At 71.1% G+C, this 17,969-nt stretch carries 14 protein-coding genes and 2 pseudogenes; 9 read left to right on the forward strand and 7 right to left on the reverse strand.

Features of this window, described 5'->3' with window-relative positions; genetic code table 11:
- Positions 1-9 precede the first annotated feature (9 nt).
- The 4 genes from egtB to egtE are packed head-to-tail and all read left to right on the forward strand — an operon-like array spanning position 10 to position 4,077.
- Positions 10-1,290, forward strand: a complete 1,281-nt coding sequence (gene egtB, locus AC5Y5V_RS16650; protein WP_499937400.1) for an ergothioneine biosynthesis protein EgtB — start codon at positions 10-12, stop codon at positions 1,288-1,290.
- Positions 1,290-1,991, forward strand: a complete 702-nt coding sequence (gene egtC / locus AC5Y5V_RS16655; protein WP_499937311.1) for an ergothioneine biosynthesis protein EgtC — start codon at positions 1,290-1,292, stop codon at positions 1,989-1,991. The genes egtB and egtC overlap by 1 nt, the downstream gene beginning before the upstream one ends.
- On the forward strand, positions 1,988-2,953 hold the full coding sequence (egtD, locus tag AC5Y5V_RS16660; RefSeq protein WP_499937313.1) for an L-histidine N(alpha)-methyltransferase: 966 nt from the start codon (positions 1,988-1,990) through the stop codon (positions 2,951-2,953). The genes egtC and egtD overlap by 4 nt, the downstream gene beginning before the upstream one ends.
- Complete coding sequence (gene egtE / locus AC5Y5V_RS16665; protein ID WP_499937315.1) at positions 2,950-4,077, forward strand: ergothioneine biosynthesis PLP-dependent enzyme EgtE; 1,128 nt, start codon at positions 2,950-2,952, stop codon at positions 4,075-4,077. Before egtD ends, egtE begins: the two co-directional genes overlap by 4 nt.
- Here the strand turns inward: egtE and AC5Y5V_RS16670 are convergent.
- On the reverse strand, positions 4,074-8,108 hold the full coding sequence (locus AC5Y5V_RS16670) for a PE family protein (protein WP_499937317.1): 4,035 nt from the start codon (positions 8,106-8,108) through the stop codon (positions 4,074-4,076). The genes egtE and AC5Y5V_RS16670 overlap by 4 nt on opposite strands.
- A gap of 177 nt (positions 8,109-8,285) precedes the next feature.
- A pseudogene (locus AC5Y5V_RS16675) lies at positions 8,286-8,956 on the reverse strand (class I SAM-dependent methyltransferase).
- 35 nt (positions 8,957-8,991) lie between these two features.
- On the opposite strand from AC5Y5V_RS16675, the gene AC5Y5V_RS16680 reads away from it, so the two are divergent.
- On the forward strand, positions 8,992-9,444 hold the full coding sequence (locus AC5Y5V_RS16680; protein ID WP_499937320.1) for a helix-turn-helix transcriptional regulator: 453 nt from the start codon (positions 8,992-8,994) through the stop codon (positions 9,442-9,444).
- Positions 9,445-9,454: 10 nt separating this feature from the next.
- Positions 9,455-9,889, forward strand: coding sequence for a VOC family protein (locus AC5Y5V_RS16685; protein ID WP_499937322.1), 435 nt, complete (start codon positions 9,455-9,457; stop codon positions 9,887-9,889).
- A 41-nt stretch (positions 9,890-9,930) separates the two neighbouring features.
- On the opposite strand, the gene AC5Y5V_RS16690 is transcribed toward AC5Y5V_RS16685, so the two are convergent.
- Complete coding sequence (locus tag AC5Y5V_RS16690) at positions 9,931-11,403, reverse strand: glutamate-cysteine ligase family protein (RefSeq protein ID WP_499937324.1); 1,473 nt, start codon at positions 11,401-11,403, stop codon at positions 9,931-9,933.
- A gap of 183 nt (positions 11,404-11,586) precedes the next feature.
- Positions 11,587-11,718 (reverse strand): annotated as a pseudogene (locus AC5Y5V_RS16695) (SAM-dependent methyltransferase); the annotation flags it as partial.
- 49 nt (positions 11,719-11,767) lie between these two features.
- On the opposite strand from AC5Y5V_RS16695, the gene glpK reads away from it, so the two are divergent.
- On the forward strand, positions 11,768-13,294 hold the full coding sequence (glpK, locus tag AC5Y5V_RS16700) for a glycerol kinase GlpK (protein WP_499937326.1): 1,527 nt from the start codon (positions 11,768-11,770) through the stop codon (positions 13,292-13,294).
- 21 nt (positions 13,295-13,315) lie between these two features.
- On the opposite strand, the gene AC5Y5V_RS16705 is transcribed toward glpK, so the two are convergent.
- Positions 13,316-14,050 (reverse strand): PadR family transcriptional regulator, encoded by a 735-nt coding sequence (locus tag AC5Y5V_RS16705; protein ID WP_499937328.1) that lies wholly within the window; start codon positions 14,048-14,050, stop codon positions 13,316-13,318.
- Between the two features lie 162 nt (positions 14,051-14,212).
- Here AC5Y5V_RS16705 and AC5Y5V_RS16710 point away from each other — a divergent pair, with 162 nt between their 5' ends.
- A complete protein-coding gene (locus tag AC5Y5V_RS16710; RefSeq protein ID WP_499937330.1) occupies positions 14,213-14,596 on the forward strand; it encodes a hypothetical protein in 384 nt (127 codons plus the stop codon).
- A 305-nt stretch (positions 14,597-14,901) separates the two neighbouring features.
- Here AC5Y5V_RS16710 and AC5Y5V_RS16715 read toward each other — a convergent pair whose 3' ends face one another.
- Entirely contained in the window at positions 14,902-15,552 is a 651-nt protein-coding gene (locus AC5Y5V_RS16715) for a biliverdin-producing heme oxygenase (protein ID WP_499937332.1), read from the reverse strand.
- A gap of 52 nt (positions 15,553-15,604) precedes the next feature.
- A complete protein-coding gene (locus AC5Y5V_RS16720) occupies positions 15,605-16,174 on the reverse strand; it encodes a TetR/AcrR family transcriptional regulator (protein ID WP_499937334.1) in 570 nt (189 codons plus the stop codon).
- A gap of 106 nt (positions 16,175-16,280) precedes the next feature.
- Between AC5Y5V_RS16720 and AC5Y5V_RS16725 the strand changes: the two genes are divergently transcribed.
- Complete coding sequence (locus tag AC5Y5V_RS16725; protein WP_499937336.1) at positions 16,281-17,825, forward strand: cytochrome P450; 1,545 nt, start codon at positions 16,281-16,283, stop codon at positions 17,823-17,825.
- Positions 17,826-17,969: the final 144 nt, after the last annotated feature.

Here is a 17,969-nt window from a genome sequence, read left to right on the forward strand (position 1 = left end):
GCGCGGCGCTTGCGATCGTCCTCCCGACAGCAACTTGCCGACGATCTCGAGCGCGCACGGACGCGGACGCTGCGCCTGGTGGATTTCGACGACGCCGAACTCCGCCGCCAGTACGACCCGCTGATGAGCCCGCTGGTGTGGGATCTGGCGCATATCGGCCAGCAGGAAGAGCTGTGGCTGCTGCGCGGCGGTGACCCGAACCGGCCCGGGATGTTGTCGCCGGCGGTCGAGGGCCTCTACGACGCCTTCGAGCACTCGCGCGCCAGCCGGGTCGAGCTGCCGCTGCTGTCCCCGGACAAGGCGCGGTCGTACTGCAGGACCGTGCGATCCGCCGCGCTGGACGCCCTGGACGCCCTGCCCGACGCCGCCGACGACTTCCCCTTCGGTCTGGTCGTCAGCCACGAGAACCAGCACGACGAGACCATGCTGCAGGCCCTCAACCTGCGCACCGGCGCCCCACTGCTCGCCGACGCCGCCCTGCCCCCGGGCCGGCCGGGCCTGGCCGGTACGTCGGTGCTGGTCCCCGGCGGCCCGTGCGTGCTGGGTGTGGACGCCGCGACCGAACCGTATTCGCTGGATAACGAACGTCCCGCGCACGTCGTTGACGTGCCGGCCTTCCGGATCGGCCGGGTTCCGGTCACCAACGGCGAATGGCAGCGCTTCGTCGACGACGGCGGCTACACGCAGCCACGCTGGTGGTCGGAGCGCGGCTGGGAGCATCGGCTGGCGGCGGGCCTGACGGCGCCGCAATTCTGGGGTCCCGACGCGCGCAGCCGCACCCGGTTCGGCTACATCGAGGACATTCCCGTTAACGAGCCGGTGCAGCATGTCACCTACTTCGAGGCGGAGGCGTACGCGGCCTGGGCCGGAGCCCGGCTGCCCACCGAGGTGGAGTGGGAAAAGGCCTGCGCGTGGGACCCGGCGACGGGCTCGCGGCGTCGCTACCCGTGGGGGGACGAGCCGCCGTCGCAGGCCCGCGCCAACCTGGGTGGTACCGCGTTGCGCCCCGCGCCGGTGGGCGCCTTTCCGGGCGGCGCGTCGGCGTATGGGGTGGAGCAGCTGCTCGGCGACGTCTGGGAGTGGACGTCGTCGCCGCTGCGGCCCTGGCCGGGTTTCACGCCGATGGTCTACGAGCGCTACTCGCAGCCCTTCTTCGACGGCGACTACCGGGTGCTGCGGGGCGGGTCGTGGGCCGTCGAATCGGCCATTCTGCGGCCCAGTTTCCGCAATTGGGATCACCCTTACCGGCGGCAGATCTTCTCCGGCGTCCGGCTGGCGTGGGACGCCTGATGTGCCGTCATCTGGGCTGGCTCGGCGCCGACGTGAGCGTCTCCTCGCTAATGCTGGACCCGCCATGCGGCCTGCGGGTGCAGTCGTATGCGCCGCGGCGGCAGAAGCACGGGCTGATGAACGCCGATGGTTGGGGCGTCGGGTTTTTCGATGCCGGGGTTCCGCGGCGCTGGCGCAGCCCGGCGCCGCTGTGGGGCGACGTGTCGTTCGACTCGGTCGCGCCGGCGCTGCGCAGCGGTTGCGTGGTCGCCGCGGTGCGGTCGGCGACCGTCGGCATGCCGATCGAGGCCAGTGCCACCGCGCCGTTCACCGACGGACGGTGGCTACTGTCGCACAACGGCGTCGTCGACCGCACGGTGCTTCCGCTGACCGCATCGGCCGAATCCGTGTGTGACAGCGCTCTATTGGCTGCGGTGATCTTCGAGCGTGGCCTGGACGCGCTGGGCGCGACGGTCGTGGAATTCGGGACCGCCGACCCGTTGGCCAGGCTGAACGTGTTGGCCGGCGACGGATCCCGCCTGCTGGCCACGGTATGGGGAGACACTTTGTCGGTGCTGCGCCGCGAGGACGGCGTGGTCCTGGCCAGCGAACCCTACGACGACGACCCGGGCTGGGAGGACGTGCCGGACCGTCACCTCGTCGAGGTCACCGCGGCGGGCGTCGCGGTGACCGCATTGGACCACACGAGAGGATCTCGATGACGTTGTCGCTAGCGAACCACCTGGCCGAGGATTCGGCAGATCGCGCGCTGCGCCGCGACGTGCTCGAGGGCCTGCAACAGACGCCGAAGTCGTTGCCGCCCAAGTGGTTCTACGACTCGGTGGGCAGCGACCTGTTCGACCAGATCACCCGGCTGCCGGAGTACTACCCGACGCGGGCCGAAGCCGAGATCCTGCGCGCCCGCTCGGTCGAGGTCGCCGCCGCCAGCGAGGCCGACACCCTGGTCGAGCTCGGCGCCGGAACGTCGGAGAAGACCCGGCAACTGCTGGATGCCCTGCGTGAGCGCGGCTCGCTGCGCGGGTTCGTGCCCTTCGACGTCGACGCCGGCATGTTGTCGGCGACCTCGGCCGCCATCGCGCGCGAATATCCCGGCGTCGAAATCAAGGCCGTGTGTGGCGATTTCGAGGAGCACCTGAGGGAGATACCGGATGGCGGGCGACGGCTGTTCGTGTTCCTGGGGTCGACGATCGGCAACCTGACGCCCGGTCCGCGCGCGGAGTTTCTCGCGACCCTGGCCGGGGTGATGGCGCCGGGGGACAGCCTGCTGCTGGGCACCGACCTGGTCAAGGACACCGGGCGGCTGGTGCGGGCCTACGACGACGCGGCCGGGGTGACGGCGCGGTTCAACCGCAACGTGCTCGCGGTGATCAACCGGCAGCTGGACGGCGATTTCGACGTGGACGCCTACCGGCACGTCGCCCGCTGGAACACCGACGAGGAGCGCATCGAGATGTGGCTGCGCTCAGAACGTTCGCAGCGGGTGCGCGTCGGCGCCTTGGACCTGACCGTCGACTTCGCGGCGGGTGAAGAGATGCTCACCGAGGTGTCGTGCAAGTTCCGGCCGGAGGGGGTGGTCGCCGAGCTGGCCGAGGCCGGGCTGCGACGCATCCGGTGGTGGACGGATGACGCCGGCGACTTCGGGCTCTCGCTGGCAGTGAAGTGACGCTCGCCGATCGCTGGCGATCGGCTCGTCCGCCCGTCGCCGGCCTGCACCTGGACAGCGCGGCCTGCTCGCGCCAAAGCCTGGCGGTGATCGACGCCGCCGCCCAGCATGCGCGCTACGAGGCGGAGGTCGGCGGATACGTCGCGGCCGAGGCCGCAATGCCGGTGCTCGACGCCGGGCGCGCCGCGTTCGCCGCGCTGGCCGGCGCGCCCGACGCTCAGGTGGTCTTCACCACCGGCTCGCTGAACGCGCTGGACCTGCTGCTGGGCGCCTGGCCCGCGGGCCGCCGGCGGGTGGCCTGCCTGCCGGGTGAATACGGCCCTAACCTGGCCCTTTTCGGCATTCACGGGTTTGAGCGTCAGCTGCTGCCGACGCTGGACGACGGGCGGATTGCGCTTGACGACGCCGCGCTGGCCCTGGACGAGGACCCGCCCGACCTGGTCCACTTCACGCCGGTGGCCAGCCACAGCGGCATCGTGCAGCCGCTCCCGATGGTGGCGCAGCTCTGCCGCGAGTTGGGGTTGCCGCTGGTGGTCGACGCCGCCCAGGCGCTGGGCCAGGTCGATTGCGCGGTGGGCGCCGACGTCACGTACTCGTCGTCGCGCAAGTGGATCGCCGGGCCGCGGGGAGTGGGCATGCTGGCCGTGCGTCCCGAGCTGATGGAGCGGTTGCGGCCGCGGCTGACGCCGCCGGAGTCGTCGTTCAGCGCGGCGCAGGTGCTGGAGTTCGGTGAGGCCAATGTCGCTGCGCGCGTGGGGTATTCGATGGCATTGGGGGAGTATGCGGCGTACGGGCCCGACGTGGTGCGGGCGCGGCTGGCCGAGGTGGGTTCTATCGGCCGGACCCTGCTGACCGATGTGCCCGACTGGACGCTGGTCGAGGAGATCGAGGAGCCGAGCGCCATCACCACGCTGGCCCCCGGCGACGGCGTCGATCCCGCCGCCGTGCGGAACTGGCTGCTCGCCGAGAGGCGGATCCTGACCACGTTCGTCGGGGTGGTGCGGGCGCCGTTGGAGTTGACCGGTCCGCGGCTGCGGCTCTCGCCGCATGTGGACACCACGCCCGAGGATCTCGAGGTGTTCGCCGAGGCGCTGATCGCCGCGACGGCCGCGACGACGGGTTAGGGAGTCACGCCCGGGGTGCCGTCGGCGCCGGGGTTGCCGTAGATGCCGGGGTCGCCGTCGCCGCCCGGGTTGCCGCCGCCGAGTGCCGTGCCGCCGGTGCCGCCGGGCCCGTTCGAGTTAAGGGTGATTCCGCCAGATCCGGCAGCTCCGCCGGCGCCAGGCGTGCCTTCTGTGGAAGTGCCGCCGTTGCCACCGTTGCCGCCGTTGCCGCCGTTCCCGCTGCTGGCGCCGTTGCCGCCGTCGCCGCCCGGATTACCGGCCCCGCCGTTTCCGCCCGCGTAGAACCCTGAACGGCCCCCGGACCCGCCTTGACCACCGGCGCCGCCGCCTCCACCGGTCCCCGCGCCCGCGGCGGCCCCCCCGGATCCGCCCTCGCCGCCGGTGCCGCCGGTGCCGGCGGTGCTGGCGTTACCGCCGTGGCCGCCCGCCGAGGTTGCGGTGCCGGCACCGCCAGTGCCGCCGGTGCCGGCATAGCCACCTTGACCGCCTTGGCCTGCGTCCCCGCCTGCACCGCCATTGCCCGAACCCGAGGCATCACCGCCGGTGCCGCCATGACCACCGGTGCCACCGGTGCCCGAGGCGCCCGCGTCGCCACCCACGCCGCCGGGTTGGCCCGCGCCGCCGGCCCCGCCTGCGCCGCTATTTCCGCCACCGGCGTAGCGTGCCGATCCGCCGGCGCCGCCGGCCCCGGCGTTGCCGGTCCCCGAGGCGTCCCCGCCGCCGCCGCCGTGTCCTCCGCTTCCGCCGGTGCCGCCCGACCCGCCAATGCCGCCCGTCCCGCCGGCACCATCGCCAGCGCCCGCGCCGCCCGCACCCCCGGCGCCGCCATAACCTCCGCCGTCGGACTGGAAATTCGTGCCGGCTATGCCGCCGTTGCCGCCGGTGCCGCCGTCGCCCGAGGCGGAGCCGCCGCTGCCGCCGTCGCCGCCGAGTCCGCCCGCACCGCCGCTGCCGCCGTGGCCGCCGGCCCCGCCGTTGCCCCCGGTGCCGTTGCCCAGGGCCGAGCCACCGTCGCCGCCGGCGCTTCCCCAGCCCCACCCGCTGGAGATTGCATAGCCGCCGTTGCCGCCGTTGCCGCCGCTGCCCGAGATCGAGCCGCCGTCGCCGCCTTTGCCGCCGGCGCCGCCGATGCTGGCGTCCCCGCCATTGGCGCCGGCTCCGCCATCCCCGCCGTTTCCGGAGATCGAACCGCCATTTCCGCCGTTGCCGCCGGGAAGGGATACGCCCCCGGGCCCGTTGGTGCCGCCGACACCGCCGTTCCCCCCGGTCCCGGTGGTGCCGCCGCCGGCCCCGCCGTCGCCGCCGTTTCCGCCGTTTCCGGGCGTTCCGATGACGCCTGCGGCCCCGCCGTTGCCGCCATTGCCGGACTGCCCGGCGTCGCCGCCGGCCCCGCCGCCGTACGTAGCGCCCGCGCCGCCGCCGTATCCGCCGTTGCCGCCCGTCCCCCCGGTACCGCCGCTGGAGTCGCCGGCTCCGCCCTTGCCGCCGTCGCCGCCATTGCCGCCCGCGGCGACGCTCCCCCCGGCTCCGCCGTCACCGCCGTTTCCGGAGATTGAACCGCCGCTGCCGCCCTTTCCGCCCGCGGCGCCCTCGCCGTCATACCAGCCGTTGCCGCCGTTCCCGCCGGTGCCGCCGTTGGGCGTGGTCGCGTCGCCGGCGCCGCCGGCCCCGCCGTTGCCGCCATTGCCGCTGGCCCCGACCGTCCCGCCATCGCCGCCATGGCCGCCGTTGCCGTACTGCCCGGCGTTGCCGCCGTCGCCGCCGTCGCCGCCTGACCGGATGCCGTAGCCGAGGCCGCTGGCCCCCGCCTGCCCGCCGGCACCACCCGTGCCGCCGCCGGGGCCGCCAACGCCGCCGTCGCCGCCATTGCCGCCGGTACCGATGTTGCCGCCGGCGCCGCCGTCGCCGCCGTTGCCGTACTGCCCTCCGTCGCCGCCGCGGCCGCCTTCGCCGCCGGCACCGCCCGCGCCGCCGCCTCCGCCGGCCCCGCCGGTCGCGCCTTCGGCGGTGGCGTCCGCGCCCTTGCCGCCGGTGCCGCCGATCCCACCGTTGCCACCAACCCCGCCGTGGCCGCCGTCGCCGTACTGCCCGCCGCCGCCTCCAAGGCCGCCATTGCCGCCGGCCCCGGCATCGCCGCCGATGATGCCGGCGTCGCCCGCGTTGACACCGTCGGTGCCCGGGGCGCCATTGCTACCGTCGCCGCCCGCGCCGCCGGCCCCGCCGTCGCCGTACTTGCCGCCGGTCCCGCCGTTGCCGCCGTTGCCGCCGTTGACGCCGGGATCGGTGCCGGTTGTGGCGTCATACCCGGCGCCGCCCCTGCCGCCGTCGCCGCCGGTGGTGAACGCGGTGCCGTCGTGCCCGTCGGCGCCGGGTAACGCGGCGCCTCCACCAGCGCCGCCGCCACCGTGGATCCCGGCGGTCGTGCCGGGGTCGCCGCCGTTGCCGCCGTTGCCGCCATCGGGGTGGTCGACGGTGCCCGCCGCGCCCGCACCGCCGACGCCCGCGGCGCCGGTGTTGCCGCCATTGCCGCCGGTTCCGCCGGCCCGGTCGAGGCCCGGGTCGCCGTGGGCCGCCGTGCCACCCGCGCCACCGTTGCCGCCGGTTCCGCCGTTGCCGCCGTTGCCGCCATTGCCCGCATCGCCGCCGTCACCGTTGGGGTTGGCGGCGCTGACCACGCCAGTGGCGCCGTTGGTGCCGTCGGCCCCGTTGCCACCGTTGGCGCCGTTGCCCGCGATCCCGCCGTTGCCGCCGTTGCCCGACGTCGAGCCGCCGAGTCCGCCGCCTCCGCCGTTGCCGCCACCGCCGCCCTGGCCGCCGTCGCCGTTGGGGTTGCCGGCGCTCACCACGCCGGCCGCGCCGGCCGAGCCGTTTCCGCCGGCACCGCCTGCGCCGCCGTCGCCGTACTTGCCGGCGTTGCCGCCGGTCCCGCCGTTGCCGCCGGTCACCCCGGCCGCCGTGCCGGTGGTGGCGTCGTAGCCGGCCCCGCCCTTGCCGCCGTCGCCGCCGGTGGTGAGCGCCGCACCGTTCGCGCCGGCCGCGCCGCCGGTCTCCCCGGCGCCACCGCTACCGCCGCCGCCCGGGGTCCCTGGGTCGCCGCCCGTGCCGCCGTTACCGCCGTCGGGGTGGTCCACGGTCCCGGCCGCGCCGGCACCACCCGTCCCGGCGGCCCCGGCCGTGCCGCCGGTACCGCCCATACCACCATCGCCGCCCCGGCCCGCCTGCCCGACGAAGCCGCTCTTGCCCGCGGCGCCGCCGTCGCCGCCGGTGCCGCCGGTGCCGCCAGTTCCGCCGGAGCCGGCATTGCCGCCATCGCCGTTGGGGTTGGCGGCGGTGACCACGCCGGTCGCTCCGTCGGCGCCCGCCCCGCCCGCGCCGCCTTGGCCGCCTTGGCCGCCCTGACCACCGGAACCGCCATTGCCATACAGCAGCCCGCCGTTGCCGCCGGCCCCGCCATTACCGCCCGTGCCGCCATTGCCGCCGGTCAGCCCGGTGCTCCCCGGGGCACCCGTGTCAGGAGTGCTGCCGGTCCTGCCCAGCCCACCGGCCCCGCCCTTGCCGCCGTTGCCGATCAGGCCGGCGTCGCCGCCCTTGCCGCCGTCCTGCCCGACGCCGCCGGACCCGCCGTTGCCGCCATTGCCGAAGATCCACCCGCCGTCGCCGCCGGGGAGACCGCTGTTCGCCGCGGCGTTGGCGCCGTCGCCGACCAACGGGCGTCCCGTCAACAGCTTCCACGGCGAAAACCACTGAACGTTGGCCGATTCGGCGGCGGCGTAGGCCCCGCCGGCGCCGTTGAGGGCCTGCACGAACTGCGAATGGAACGCCGCCGCTCGCGCGCTGAGCGCCTGATATTCCTGGGCGTGTGTGCCGAAGAGCGCCGCGACCGCCGCCGACACTTCGTCGCCGGCGGCCACCGCAATCGATGTCGTGGACGGGGCCGCCGCGGCGCTGGCGTCCTGGATCGTCGACCCTAGGCCAGCGAGATCAGATGCCGCTGACGCCACCAACTCCGGCGCTGTGATTAGGAATGACATTCCGCACCTCCGACCCCCGAATAGCCGTGAAGCACACGCAGGTGGGAAAGCCTATCGCCGTTAGGGTTTATTCATGCCGTTTTCAAATAATGGGCGGGCGCCGAACGTGAAGCTGGCCGCACGCTCGGCGCCGAACGTGAAGCTGGCCGCACGCTCGGCGGAAGCGCGCCGCGCGGCTCAGCCCGACTTACGCGCCGAAAGCAGGAAGGCGGGCAGCTTCGTCCGGCTCTTGTCGTCGCGGTCGTAGGAGGCGAACGGCGAATCGGGAATCGGCGGCATGTTGCCGTGGACAAAGGCGGGCCGGACGTCGTCGATCTCGAAGTACTGCCGACCGCGGCCCGCAGCTCTTCCTCGGACACCTCATTGGGCTTGACCGGAAACGCATCGGGGAAGGCGCCTTTGGCGAACACCAGCATGTAGATGCTGGCCCCCGGGGCCGCCGCGCGGTGTATCGCGGACAGGTAGGCGTCGCGGTCCTCGACCGGCAGCGAATGAAACAGCGTGCTGTCGATGACCGTTTCGAACCGGCCGTCGTAGCCGCCGAACGACGTGATGTCGGCCTGCACGAAGGTGGCCGTGCTCAGGCTGCGCTCTTCGGCGGCCTTCCTGGCCGCCGCGATGGCGCTGGGCGCATTGTCTATGCCGACCACGGTGTAGCCCTGCGCCGCCAGCGCCAGCGCCAGTTCGGCAACCCCGCAGCCGGCGTCCAGCACTTCCCCCCGCACCTCGCCCGCCTCGATCAGAGCGGCCAGGTCGGGCTGCGGCTCGCCGATATTCCACGGCGGCGGCGCCTCGAAGACTTTGTTCTGGTAGGCGTCGTCCCAGTTCATCACCTCTGGATTGGTCATGACACCGAAGCTACGCGCGCCGCATACTGGGTCCCATGCCGCAGGTTCCGCCCGCCCGCTATCTGCTGCGCGCCAAAGACTTCGCCGACGCGCGGTATGCAGACCCGATCACCGTCGACGACCTGGCCGCCGCGGCCGGCCTGTCGCGGGCGCATTTCAGCCGGATGTTCACCCGCACCTTCGGCGAATCGCCGCGGGCTTACCTGCAGACCCGGCGGCTGGAGCGCGCCGCGTCGCTGTTGCGCTACACCGACCGGTCCGTCGCCGACATCGCCGTCATGGTGGGCCTGCGCAGCGTCGGCTCGTTTACGACGAGCTTCGCCCGCGTGTACGGCCAGCCGCCCGCGGCCTACCGGGCCAGCATCCCGCCGGCGTCAGTGCACGCGCGGGTGCCAAGTTGCATCCTCGCGCGGGACACCCGCCCGCCCGCCGACAGTCGCGTCAAGACAGCACACGGGGAGAAGACGGACGCGCAGTCCGGGCCGTAGCGTGATGCGCATGTTCAAGATTGCCAGCGCCCACCTGTGGGTGCACGACCAGGAAGCGGCACTGAAGTACTGGACCGAAAAGGTGGGTATGGAAGTGCGACAAGATGTTTCGTTGCCCGACGCCGGCAACTTCCGGTGGCTCACGGTCGGCCCGCCGGGCCAGGACGACGTGTCCCTCGTGCTGATGGCGATCCCGGGCCAGCCGGTGATGGACGAGCCGACCCGCAAGCAGGTGGCCGAACTGATGGCCAAGGGCTTCGCGGGCACGGTGTTCCTCACCACCGAGGATTGTCAGGCCAGCTATGCGGAGATGAAGTCCCGCGGCGTGGAGTTCACCGAGGAGCCGCACGACATGCCGTACGGCATCGACTGCGGGTTCCGTGATCCGTCCGGCAATAGCGTCCGGTTGACCCAATTAGCTGGAATCGGTCTAACTTCCGCGTGATCCGCCGCGCCAATGTGAGGCCGGCCGCACGCTCGAGGCCGCTAGACGTCCCAGGTGTGCACCGGTTCGTTGGCGTGCATGTGTTCGCTGTAGCGGCGCACCATCTCGGCCAGCGCCCGCGGCCGATCCATGCCGCCGTCTTCCAGAGCGCGCACAGTGGTTACCTGCCAGGTCGCGCCGTTTCGCCCGGCGATGGCGCGATCCTCGATAACCCCGAGGAAGCGGTCCCGCACCTCGGCGTCGACGCCCCAGCGCCGCAGCCCCTCGTGGGCCATCGGCAGCAGGGTCCCCAGTACCAGTTCCCGCGAGCTGACCTCGCCGACGCCGGGCCAGTGCAGCCGGGCCTCGATGCCCCGGCGGGCGGCTTCGAGGAAATTGCGGTGTGCCGCCGGGAAACTCATCGCCGACCACACCGGCTCCTCGGCCTCGGCAAGGCTGCGCAGCGTGCCGTAGTAGAACGCCGAATTCGCCAACATGTCATGGACGGTCGGACCGGCGGGTAGCACTCGGTTCTCCAGGCGCAGGTGCGGGCGTCCCTGCACGACGTCGTAGACCGGCCGGTTCCACCGGTACACCGTGCCGTTGTGCAGCCGTAGTTCGGAAAGCTGCGGGATGCGCCCGGCGGTCAGTTCGGCCACCGGGTCCTCGTCGGACACCTCGGGCAGCAGCGACGGGAAGTAGCGGATGTTCTCCTTGAAAAGGTCTACGGCGGAGCCGATCCAGCGTTCACCGAACCATACCCGCGGCCGCACGCCCTGGGTCTTGAGCTCCTCGGGCCGGGTGTCGGTGGACTGCGCGAACAGTTCGATCCGCGTCTCCGACCACAGGTGGTGGCCGAAGAAGTACGGCGAGTTGGCGCCCAGCGCCAGTTGTGGCCCGGCCAGCACCTGCGCCGCGTTCCAGTTGGCGGCGAACTCCGCCGGAGCTAGCTGTAGATGCAATTGCATACTGGTGCAGGCGGATTCGGGCGCGATGGAAGCGGCCTGCCAGCTCAGCGGCTCCGGGCCGGAGATGTTGATCGGGATGTCCTCACCGCGGGCGCTGAAGATCGAATCGTTCAGCGCCGTATAGCGGGTCGATTCGCTCATCCAGCCCTCGTCGAGATGCTGCGGCATCAGGGTCGGCAGGATGCCGATCATGACGATGTGCGCGTCACGGGCACTCGCTTTGGTCTCCGCGTCGTTCAGGCTGGCCCGCACCTCCGCTTCCAGCTCAAGGCCGGTGTCTCCACCCAACGGCCGGGGCGGCACGTTGAATTCGATGTTGTAAGCACCCAATTCGGTTTGATAGGCCGGGTCCGCGATGGCGTCCAGCACGAAGCGATTCGACATGGCGGGCTGATAGTCGGCGTCGACCAGGTTGCATTCGATCTCCATGCCGGTCAGCGGCCGGTCCGAATCGAACCTGCATTGCACCAGCATCGTCTCGAAGACGTCCAAACACAGTTGAACCTTGCGCCGGTATTCCCGCCGGTGTGCGCGGTTATACGTGGTGCGCTTTACCTCTTCGCCCACAACGCCGATGCAACCGGTTTACCGCGCGCCACGCAAGCGGGACGCAACCGCGATCTGCGGCCGCGGGTGAATCGGGCTGTTGAACACGCCGCCGCCGCGCAACTCGACCCGGATCGCGGGGTCGGCATGCCGCACCAGCGCCGAGCGGCTGTAGGACCGCAGCGAGCTGATCGCGCCATCGTGCACCACCGCACGCTTCTCGGCGTCGACACGATCGAGGTGCTCCAGGCGATCGGTCTGCAACCGCCGGTCCAACCACGACGCGTCAGGCCCGCCGCGGGGCATGTCCTCGATGTCGATAGCCATATAGACCATCATGGACGATTACACGCAGTGTTCGATCCCAGAGCGCAGGAGAGGTTAGTTGGCCGGGTCCGCTGAATTCATCGCCGCCATCGACCAGGGCACTACGAGCACGCGCTGCATGATCTTCGATCACGACGGGAGCGAGGTCGCCCGTCACCAGCTTGAGCACGAGCAGATCCTGCCGCGCGCCGGATGGGTCGAGCACAATCCGGTCGAGATCTGGGAACGCACCGCCTCGGTGCTCATGTCGGTATTGAACGCGGCCCACTTCACCGCGAAGGACATTGCGGCGCTGGGGATTACGAACCAACGCGAAACGACGCTGGTGTGGAACCGCAAGACGGGGCGGCCCTATTACAACGCGATCGTCTGGCAGGACACCCGCACCGACCGCATCGCGTCGGCGCTGGACCGCGACGGCCGCGGAGACGTGATCCGCCGTAGGGCGGGCCTGCCGCCCGCCACCTACTTCTCCGGCGGGAAGCTGCAGTGGATCCTGGAGAACGTCGACGGGGTCCGCGCCGACGCCGAACGCGGCGACGCCCTGTTCGGCACCCCCGACACCTGGTTGCTGTGGAATCTGACCGGCGGGACGCGCGGGGGGGTGCACGTCACCGACGTGACCAACGCCAGCCGGACCATGCTGATGGACCTCGAGACACTGGACTGGGACGACGAGCTGTTGTCCTTCTTCTCCATCCCCCGGGCCATGCTGCCCACGATCGAGCCGTCGTCGCCGACGCAACCGTACGGCGTCACCCTGGACACCGGGCCGGTCGGTGCCGAGGTGCCGATCACCGGCGTCCTCGGCGACCAGCACGCGGCGATGGTGGGGCAGGTGTGCCTGGCCGCCGGAGAGGCCAAAAACACCTACGGCACGGGCAATTTCCTCCTGCTGAACACCGGTGAGACGATCGTCCGCTCGAAAAACGGGCTGCTGACCACCGTGTGCTACCAGTTCGGCGACGCCAAACCCGTTTACGCGCTCGAGGGTTCGATCGCGGTGACAGGCTCGGCGGTGCAATGGCTGCGGGATCAGCTGGGCATCATCAGCGGCGCGAGCCAGAGCGAGGCGCTGGCCCGTCAGGTCGAGGACAACGGCGGCGTGTACTTCGTCCCGGCGTTTTCCGGACTGTTCGCGCCGTACTGGCGCTCCGATGCCCGCGGCGCGATCGTCGGGCTGTCGCGGTTCAACACCAACGCGCACCTGGCCCGCGCGACGCTGGAGGCCATCTGTTACCAGAGTCGCGACGTGGTGGACGCGATGGAAGCGGATTCCGGTGTCCGCCTCGAGGTGCTGAAGGTCGACGGCGGCATCACCACCAACGACCTGTGCATGCAGATTCAGGCCGACGTGCTGGGCGTGGACGTGGTGCGACCGGTAGTCGCCGAGACGACGGCGCTGGGCGTCGCCTACGCGGCGGGGTTGGCGGTCGGATTCTGGGCCGACCCGTCGGAGCTGCGCGAGAACTGGCAAGAGGACAAGCGCTGGACGCCCACCTGGGACGACGACAAGCGCGCCGCCGGGTATGCGGGCTGGCGTAAGGCGGTGCAGCGGACCCTGGACTGGGTCGACGTGTCCTGATCCAGGGTCCGCTCGCGGCGCTCAGTCCTCGCCGAGGATGCCGTAGACCTCGCGGCGCGCATTGTTGAGGATCTCGACGATGCGCTGCTGCTGCTCTGCGGTCGCGGTGTGTGCCGACTGCGCGACAGCGCCGAACAGCTGGCCCACGGCGGTCCGCAGGTTGAGGTGGCCCGGGTCGGCGCCTTCGGCAATTTCGTCCCACGGCGGGGTCTCGACCTTCTCGGCGGCCTCGCGGCCCTGCTCGGTCAGCTCGAAAAGCTTCTTGCTGCCGTCGGTTTCGCCGGTGGTGATCAGGCCTTCATCGTCCAGCAGCTGCAGGGTCGGGTAGACCGAGCCGGGGCTGGGCTTCCAGATTCCGTTGCTGCGCTCGGCGATCTGCTGGATCATCTCGTAGCCGTGCATCGGCCGCTCGGCCAGCAGCACCAGAATGGCCGCCCGCACGTCGCCGCGACGCCCGCGGCCGCGTCCCCGGCGCCACCCGCCACGCGGGCCGCCGAAGCCAGGGCCGAAACCGAAGCCTGGGCCGCCGAAGCCGGGGCCCCCGAAGCCTGGGCCGCCGGGGCCGCCTGGCCCGAAGCCGAGCGGCCCACCGTGTTCGCCGGCGTTTTCGCGGAGCTGCTCGAAGAATTCCCGACGGGCGTGCCGCCGCGCACCGTGCAAGGCGCGGCGCTGAGCGGGTCCGCCGGCTGCGAAGCCGAATCCGAAGCCCGGACGGCCGCCGAACGGTCCGCCGGGAGGGGTGAATGGTGTGTTCATGTTGGTAGTCCTTATGTCTGTTGGAGAGGGCGCCTCCTGCACCCCTCGATGCGTTACAGAGTATCACGATATATCGTGAACTAACGCGATGCAACGTTCTTGTGGGCCAGCGTGGGCTTCGTCGCAGTTTGCACCCCATGACCGCCGGGTAGGCCCTGAACGATGAACGGCGAGAACCCCCACCAGACCCTCGATGGCCCCGCCCGGCGCTCCACCGAGCCGGCGCAGGCCGAAGACGGCCGCGCTTCGACATGGCTGAACTGGGGCCTGGCGATCTGCACGGTTCCCGGTGCCGCGATCGTGATGCTGTTTGCCCTCGGCGCCGTGATGAGCACGGCGGCCTGCACCGAGCGCACGTGCCCCAACCTGGGCCGCGGCGGGATTGACTTCGGCGTCGCGTTCTACGGCGCGCCCGTCGTCGCGTTCCTTGTGATCGTGCTCTCGTTCTTCACCGCGAAACGTCGGCGCGGCATCGTCGTACCGCTGGCCGGGTGGGCGCTGTTGATCGCCGACGTCGCCGTCATGGCCGTGACGGTCGCCGGGTAGCAGCGGCTCCACCGAACGTGAAGTGGCTGCGAAAAAACGGCGGCGATTTCGCAGAAGATTCACGCTCGGCGAGCAGACGCCGGCCCCTTGCGGGCAAGACGGCATGGTCCGCCGCCAGCGTGGCACACAATGCCGGTCACCCGAGGGCGCTCAAAATCGCAGCCCCGGCCGCGAGGGCGCTGAAAATCGCGGCAAACCCGCCGAAATCCCGACATTTGAGGCCCCTCGCGGCGATAAGGCCCACCAGCAAACCCGCCCCGACGGTGCACACAAGGCCCGCCATCACGTCCGCGGACGCAAAGGCTCTAGTTCCGATAGGCCGGCAGGTTGTGGCCGAGCTCGGTGAACAACGCCTGGTTCAGGTTGAAGGCGATCTTCACCTCGTCGACCGCGCGATCGATCTCGTCGGCGTCGAGGGGCAGGCCGTCGAGCCGGGCGCGGTAGGCGTCCTTGTAGGGCTTGGGGCGCATCGGAAACTCGTAAAATGCCAGCCCGGCCCCGTCCAGGCCGAATGTGCGGTCCAGGATCTTGCCGATGGCCTGTCCCCCCGAGAGATCGCCCAGGTAGCGGGTGTAGTGGTGGGCCACCAGCGCTCCGCCCCACGCGGCGTCGGCGAGCCGGTCGCGGTAGGCCCGGGCGGCGGGGGAGTCGATGTCGCGTGCGGCCCCGGGCGCCCAGTGGTCGAGGTCGGCGTCGATGGCGGGCAGGCGCTCCAGGTCGGGGTCGTACACCGCGGCGACCAGCGGGTCGTCCCGACGGGCGCGCACCGCGGCCTCCAGCGCCTCGTAGACCACGCGCAGCCGCAGCAGGTAATCGGCATAGCCCCGTCGGTTCACGCGACCCGAAAGCAGCTCCGACACATATGGGGAGTGCTCCGCGGCGTCGTGCTCGGCAGCCGACCCCTCCTTCATCGCGACGGAAAACGGTCGCACTGCCTGGCTGGCGCTCACTGGCACGCTCTGCTCCTCTGACAATGTGTCAAAACGATACTGACAGTGTGTCAGAAACCTAGCACAGGTCCGCGCCGAGCGCACGCAGGACGAACTGTTCGATCGCCGGGACCGGCAGGTCGCGAGGCGCCAGGCAGGCATGGATCAGAGACATCGTCGCCGCTTCGTTCTCGACGGTGAACTGCCCCGTGGACACGCCGTCGGCCAGGATCTTGCGCAGCACGTCCTCGATGGCCACCACGTGCTCGCGGATGGCGTGCATGGTGTCCTGGGAGAGGGCGCCGTACAGCTGCGGGCCCAGGCCCATGTGAAACTGCTGGCCGGCGGTGAGCTGATGCCTGATGTAGATGGCCAACCGCTGTGCCGGGTCGTCGACGTCGGCCAGGTCGGCGCGCAGCCCGTCGAGGTAGCGACTCGTCTCGTGCGAGGCGAACGCGACGACCACCGCTTCCTTGTCGGCGAAGTGGTGGTAGATCGCGGTGCGTCCGATACCCGCCCGCGACGCGATTTGCGCCATCGAGATCGCGTCGAAGCTGTGCTCGGCCATCAGCGTCGCGAACGCCTCGAAGACCCGTCGCTGAACCTGCTCGCGGTGCTCCTCGACGGATGACGCGCTGATCTTGGGCACGTCGCGACTCTAACGCGGTGAACGCAAACGTCGAATGGTGCGATCCGCACAGTTTGCACAGGCTACCCTAACTCGGTGACGTTCCGGATGAAAGGCTGATGGCCCGTTGACCGCTGCTGAAGAGCCGATCTACCCACCGAGCGAATGGCAGGCTCCGGACCCAGGCCCGCCCATCGCCTCGGCGTCCCCGGCCCCGAGGGGTCGGTGGGCCTCCGGCCGGCTCAGTGTGGTCGGCGCACTGCGCGAAGATCCGCTCTGGCCCACCCGGCTGTCGGTGCCCACGATGCTCGGCGCCGCGCGCGGCTTCGGCCGTCCCGCGCCGCTACCGCCGGGGCCGAAGGGGCTGCCCGTCGTCGGCTCGTTTTTCGAACTACGCCGGGATCCGTTCGAGCTCATCAGCCGCGGCGCGGCCACCTACGGTGACATCTTCCGCATTCCGATGCCGTTCCTCGACATGGTCGCGGTGACGCATCCGGAGTTGCTGCACGAGTTCATGGACGACCCCGACGGCCGGTACAGCCGATACAGCCCCCTGGGCCCGCTGCTGGCCGTAATCGGGGCCAACAGCATCATGCTCGAAGGGCCGAAGCTGCGGGAACGCCGCAAGATGCTGATGCCGATGTTCACGCGCAGGCACCTCACGACGATGGCCGAGGTCTTCTGCAGCGAGTTCGACGAGCGGCTTGCCGGATGGTCGCAGTGGGCTGGGACGGGCCGGCCGGTGGACCTGCAGTACGAGATCTCCCTGACGACGCTGAAGGTGTACCTACGCACGTTGTTCTCCACGTCGATCGGCGAGCGGGAGCTGCGTCAGCTGGATGCGGACATGCGGGCGATCACCGGCCTGCTGGGCCTGACCACCTTGATGGTGCCGTTCCCGAATCTGCTTCCGCGCCAAGGGAGATCGAGCCTGCTGCCCGCGCTGGCGCGGATCTACCGGCTCGTCGGCCGCCTGGTCAAGGACCGCCGGGCGCACCCGCTACAGACGCCGGATTTCCTGGACACCCTGCTGGACGCCCGATACGAGGACGGATCGCCGATCTCGCGGGCCGACCTGGCGGCCGAGATCGTGGGCCTGCTCGGCGGCGCGTACGACCCGACGGGCGCGGCGCTGACCTGGACGGTCGCGCTGCTGTTGAAGAACCCCGACTCGCTGGCAAAGCTGTACGAGGAGATCGACGCGCTGGGCGGGGCGTTGCCCACGTTCGACGACGTGCCACGGCTCACCTGGGCCAAGGCGTGCTTCGACGAGGGCCAGCGCAAGCAGGGACACCCGTTCTTCCCGAGGTTCTGCATGACCGACAACGTGTTGGGCGGCTACCGGCTGCCGAAGTTCACTCTGGTCGGCGCGTCGATGTCGGTGGTGCACCGCGACCCGCGCTGGTGGCCGGACCCCGATCGGTACGATCCGAGCCGATTCACCGATCCCGACCAGTTGCGGGCCCGGCCGAGGCTTGCGTTCATGCCGTTCAGCTCCGGGCAGCACTTCTGCCTCGGCACCACCATGGCGTACATGGCGGCCCAGTTCTTCCTGACGATCCTGTTCCAGCGCTATCGGCTGGAGGCGCCCGACGGCTGGGTGCCGGAGCCCAAGTTCACGTTCTCGGTGACCGTCAACGATGGCCTGCCGGTGAAATTGTCTGCGGTGTAGGGGCTTACGAACTCCAGGCCCCGCCGGTCACTCTCGCCGCCGCCGCGGAGCGTGTGGACTTGTGCCCACCGTCGCGTGAAGGCGGGCAAAACGGCACATGCCTCCCAGCGGCGCCCGGAGCGGCGAGCGAATGCAACGCCACCC

This window comes from Mycobacterium sp. NGS68, from assembly GCF_059812195.1.

What these genes read in the sequence shown, in the direction of transcription:
- egtC (WP_499937311.1), top strand. Translation starts at nt 1,290, where the DNA reads ATGTGCCGTCATCTGGGCTGGCTCGGCGCCGACGTGAGCGTCTCCTCG.
- egtD (WP_499937313.1), top strand. Translation starts at nt 1,988, where the DNA reads ATGACGTTGTCGCTAGCGAACCACCTGGCCGAGGATTCGGCAGATCGC.
- AC5Y5V_RS16670 (WP_499937317.1), bottom strand. Translation starts at nt 8,108, where the DNA reads ATGTCATTCCTAATCACAGCGCCGGAGTTGGTGGCGTCAGCGGCATCT.
- AC5Y5V_RS16680 (WP_499937320.1), top strand. Translation starts at nt 8,992, where the DNA reads ATGCCGCAGGTTCCGCCCGCCCGCTATCTGCTGCGCGCCAAAGACTTC.
- AC5Y5V_RS16685 (WP_499937322.1), top strand. Translation starts at nt 9,455, where the DNA reads ATGTTCAAGATTGCCAGCGCCCACCTGTGGGTGCACGACCAGGAAGCG.
- AC5Y5V_RS16705 (WP_499937328.1), bottom strand. Translation starts at nt 14,050, where the DNA reads ATGAACACACCATTCACCCCTCCCGGCGGACCGTTCGGCGGCCGTCCG.
- AC5Y5V_RS16710 (WP_499937330.1), top strand. Translation starts at nt 14,213, where the DNA reads ATGAACGGCGAGAACCCCCACCAGACCCTCGATGGCCCCGCCCGGCGC.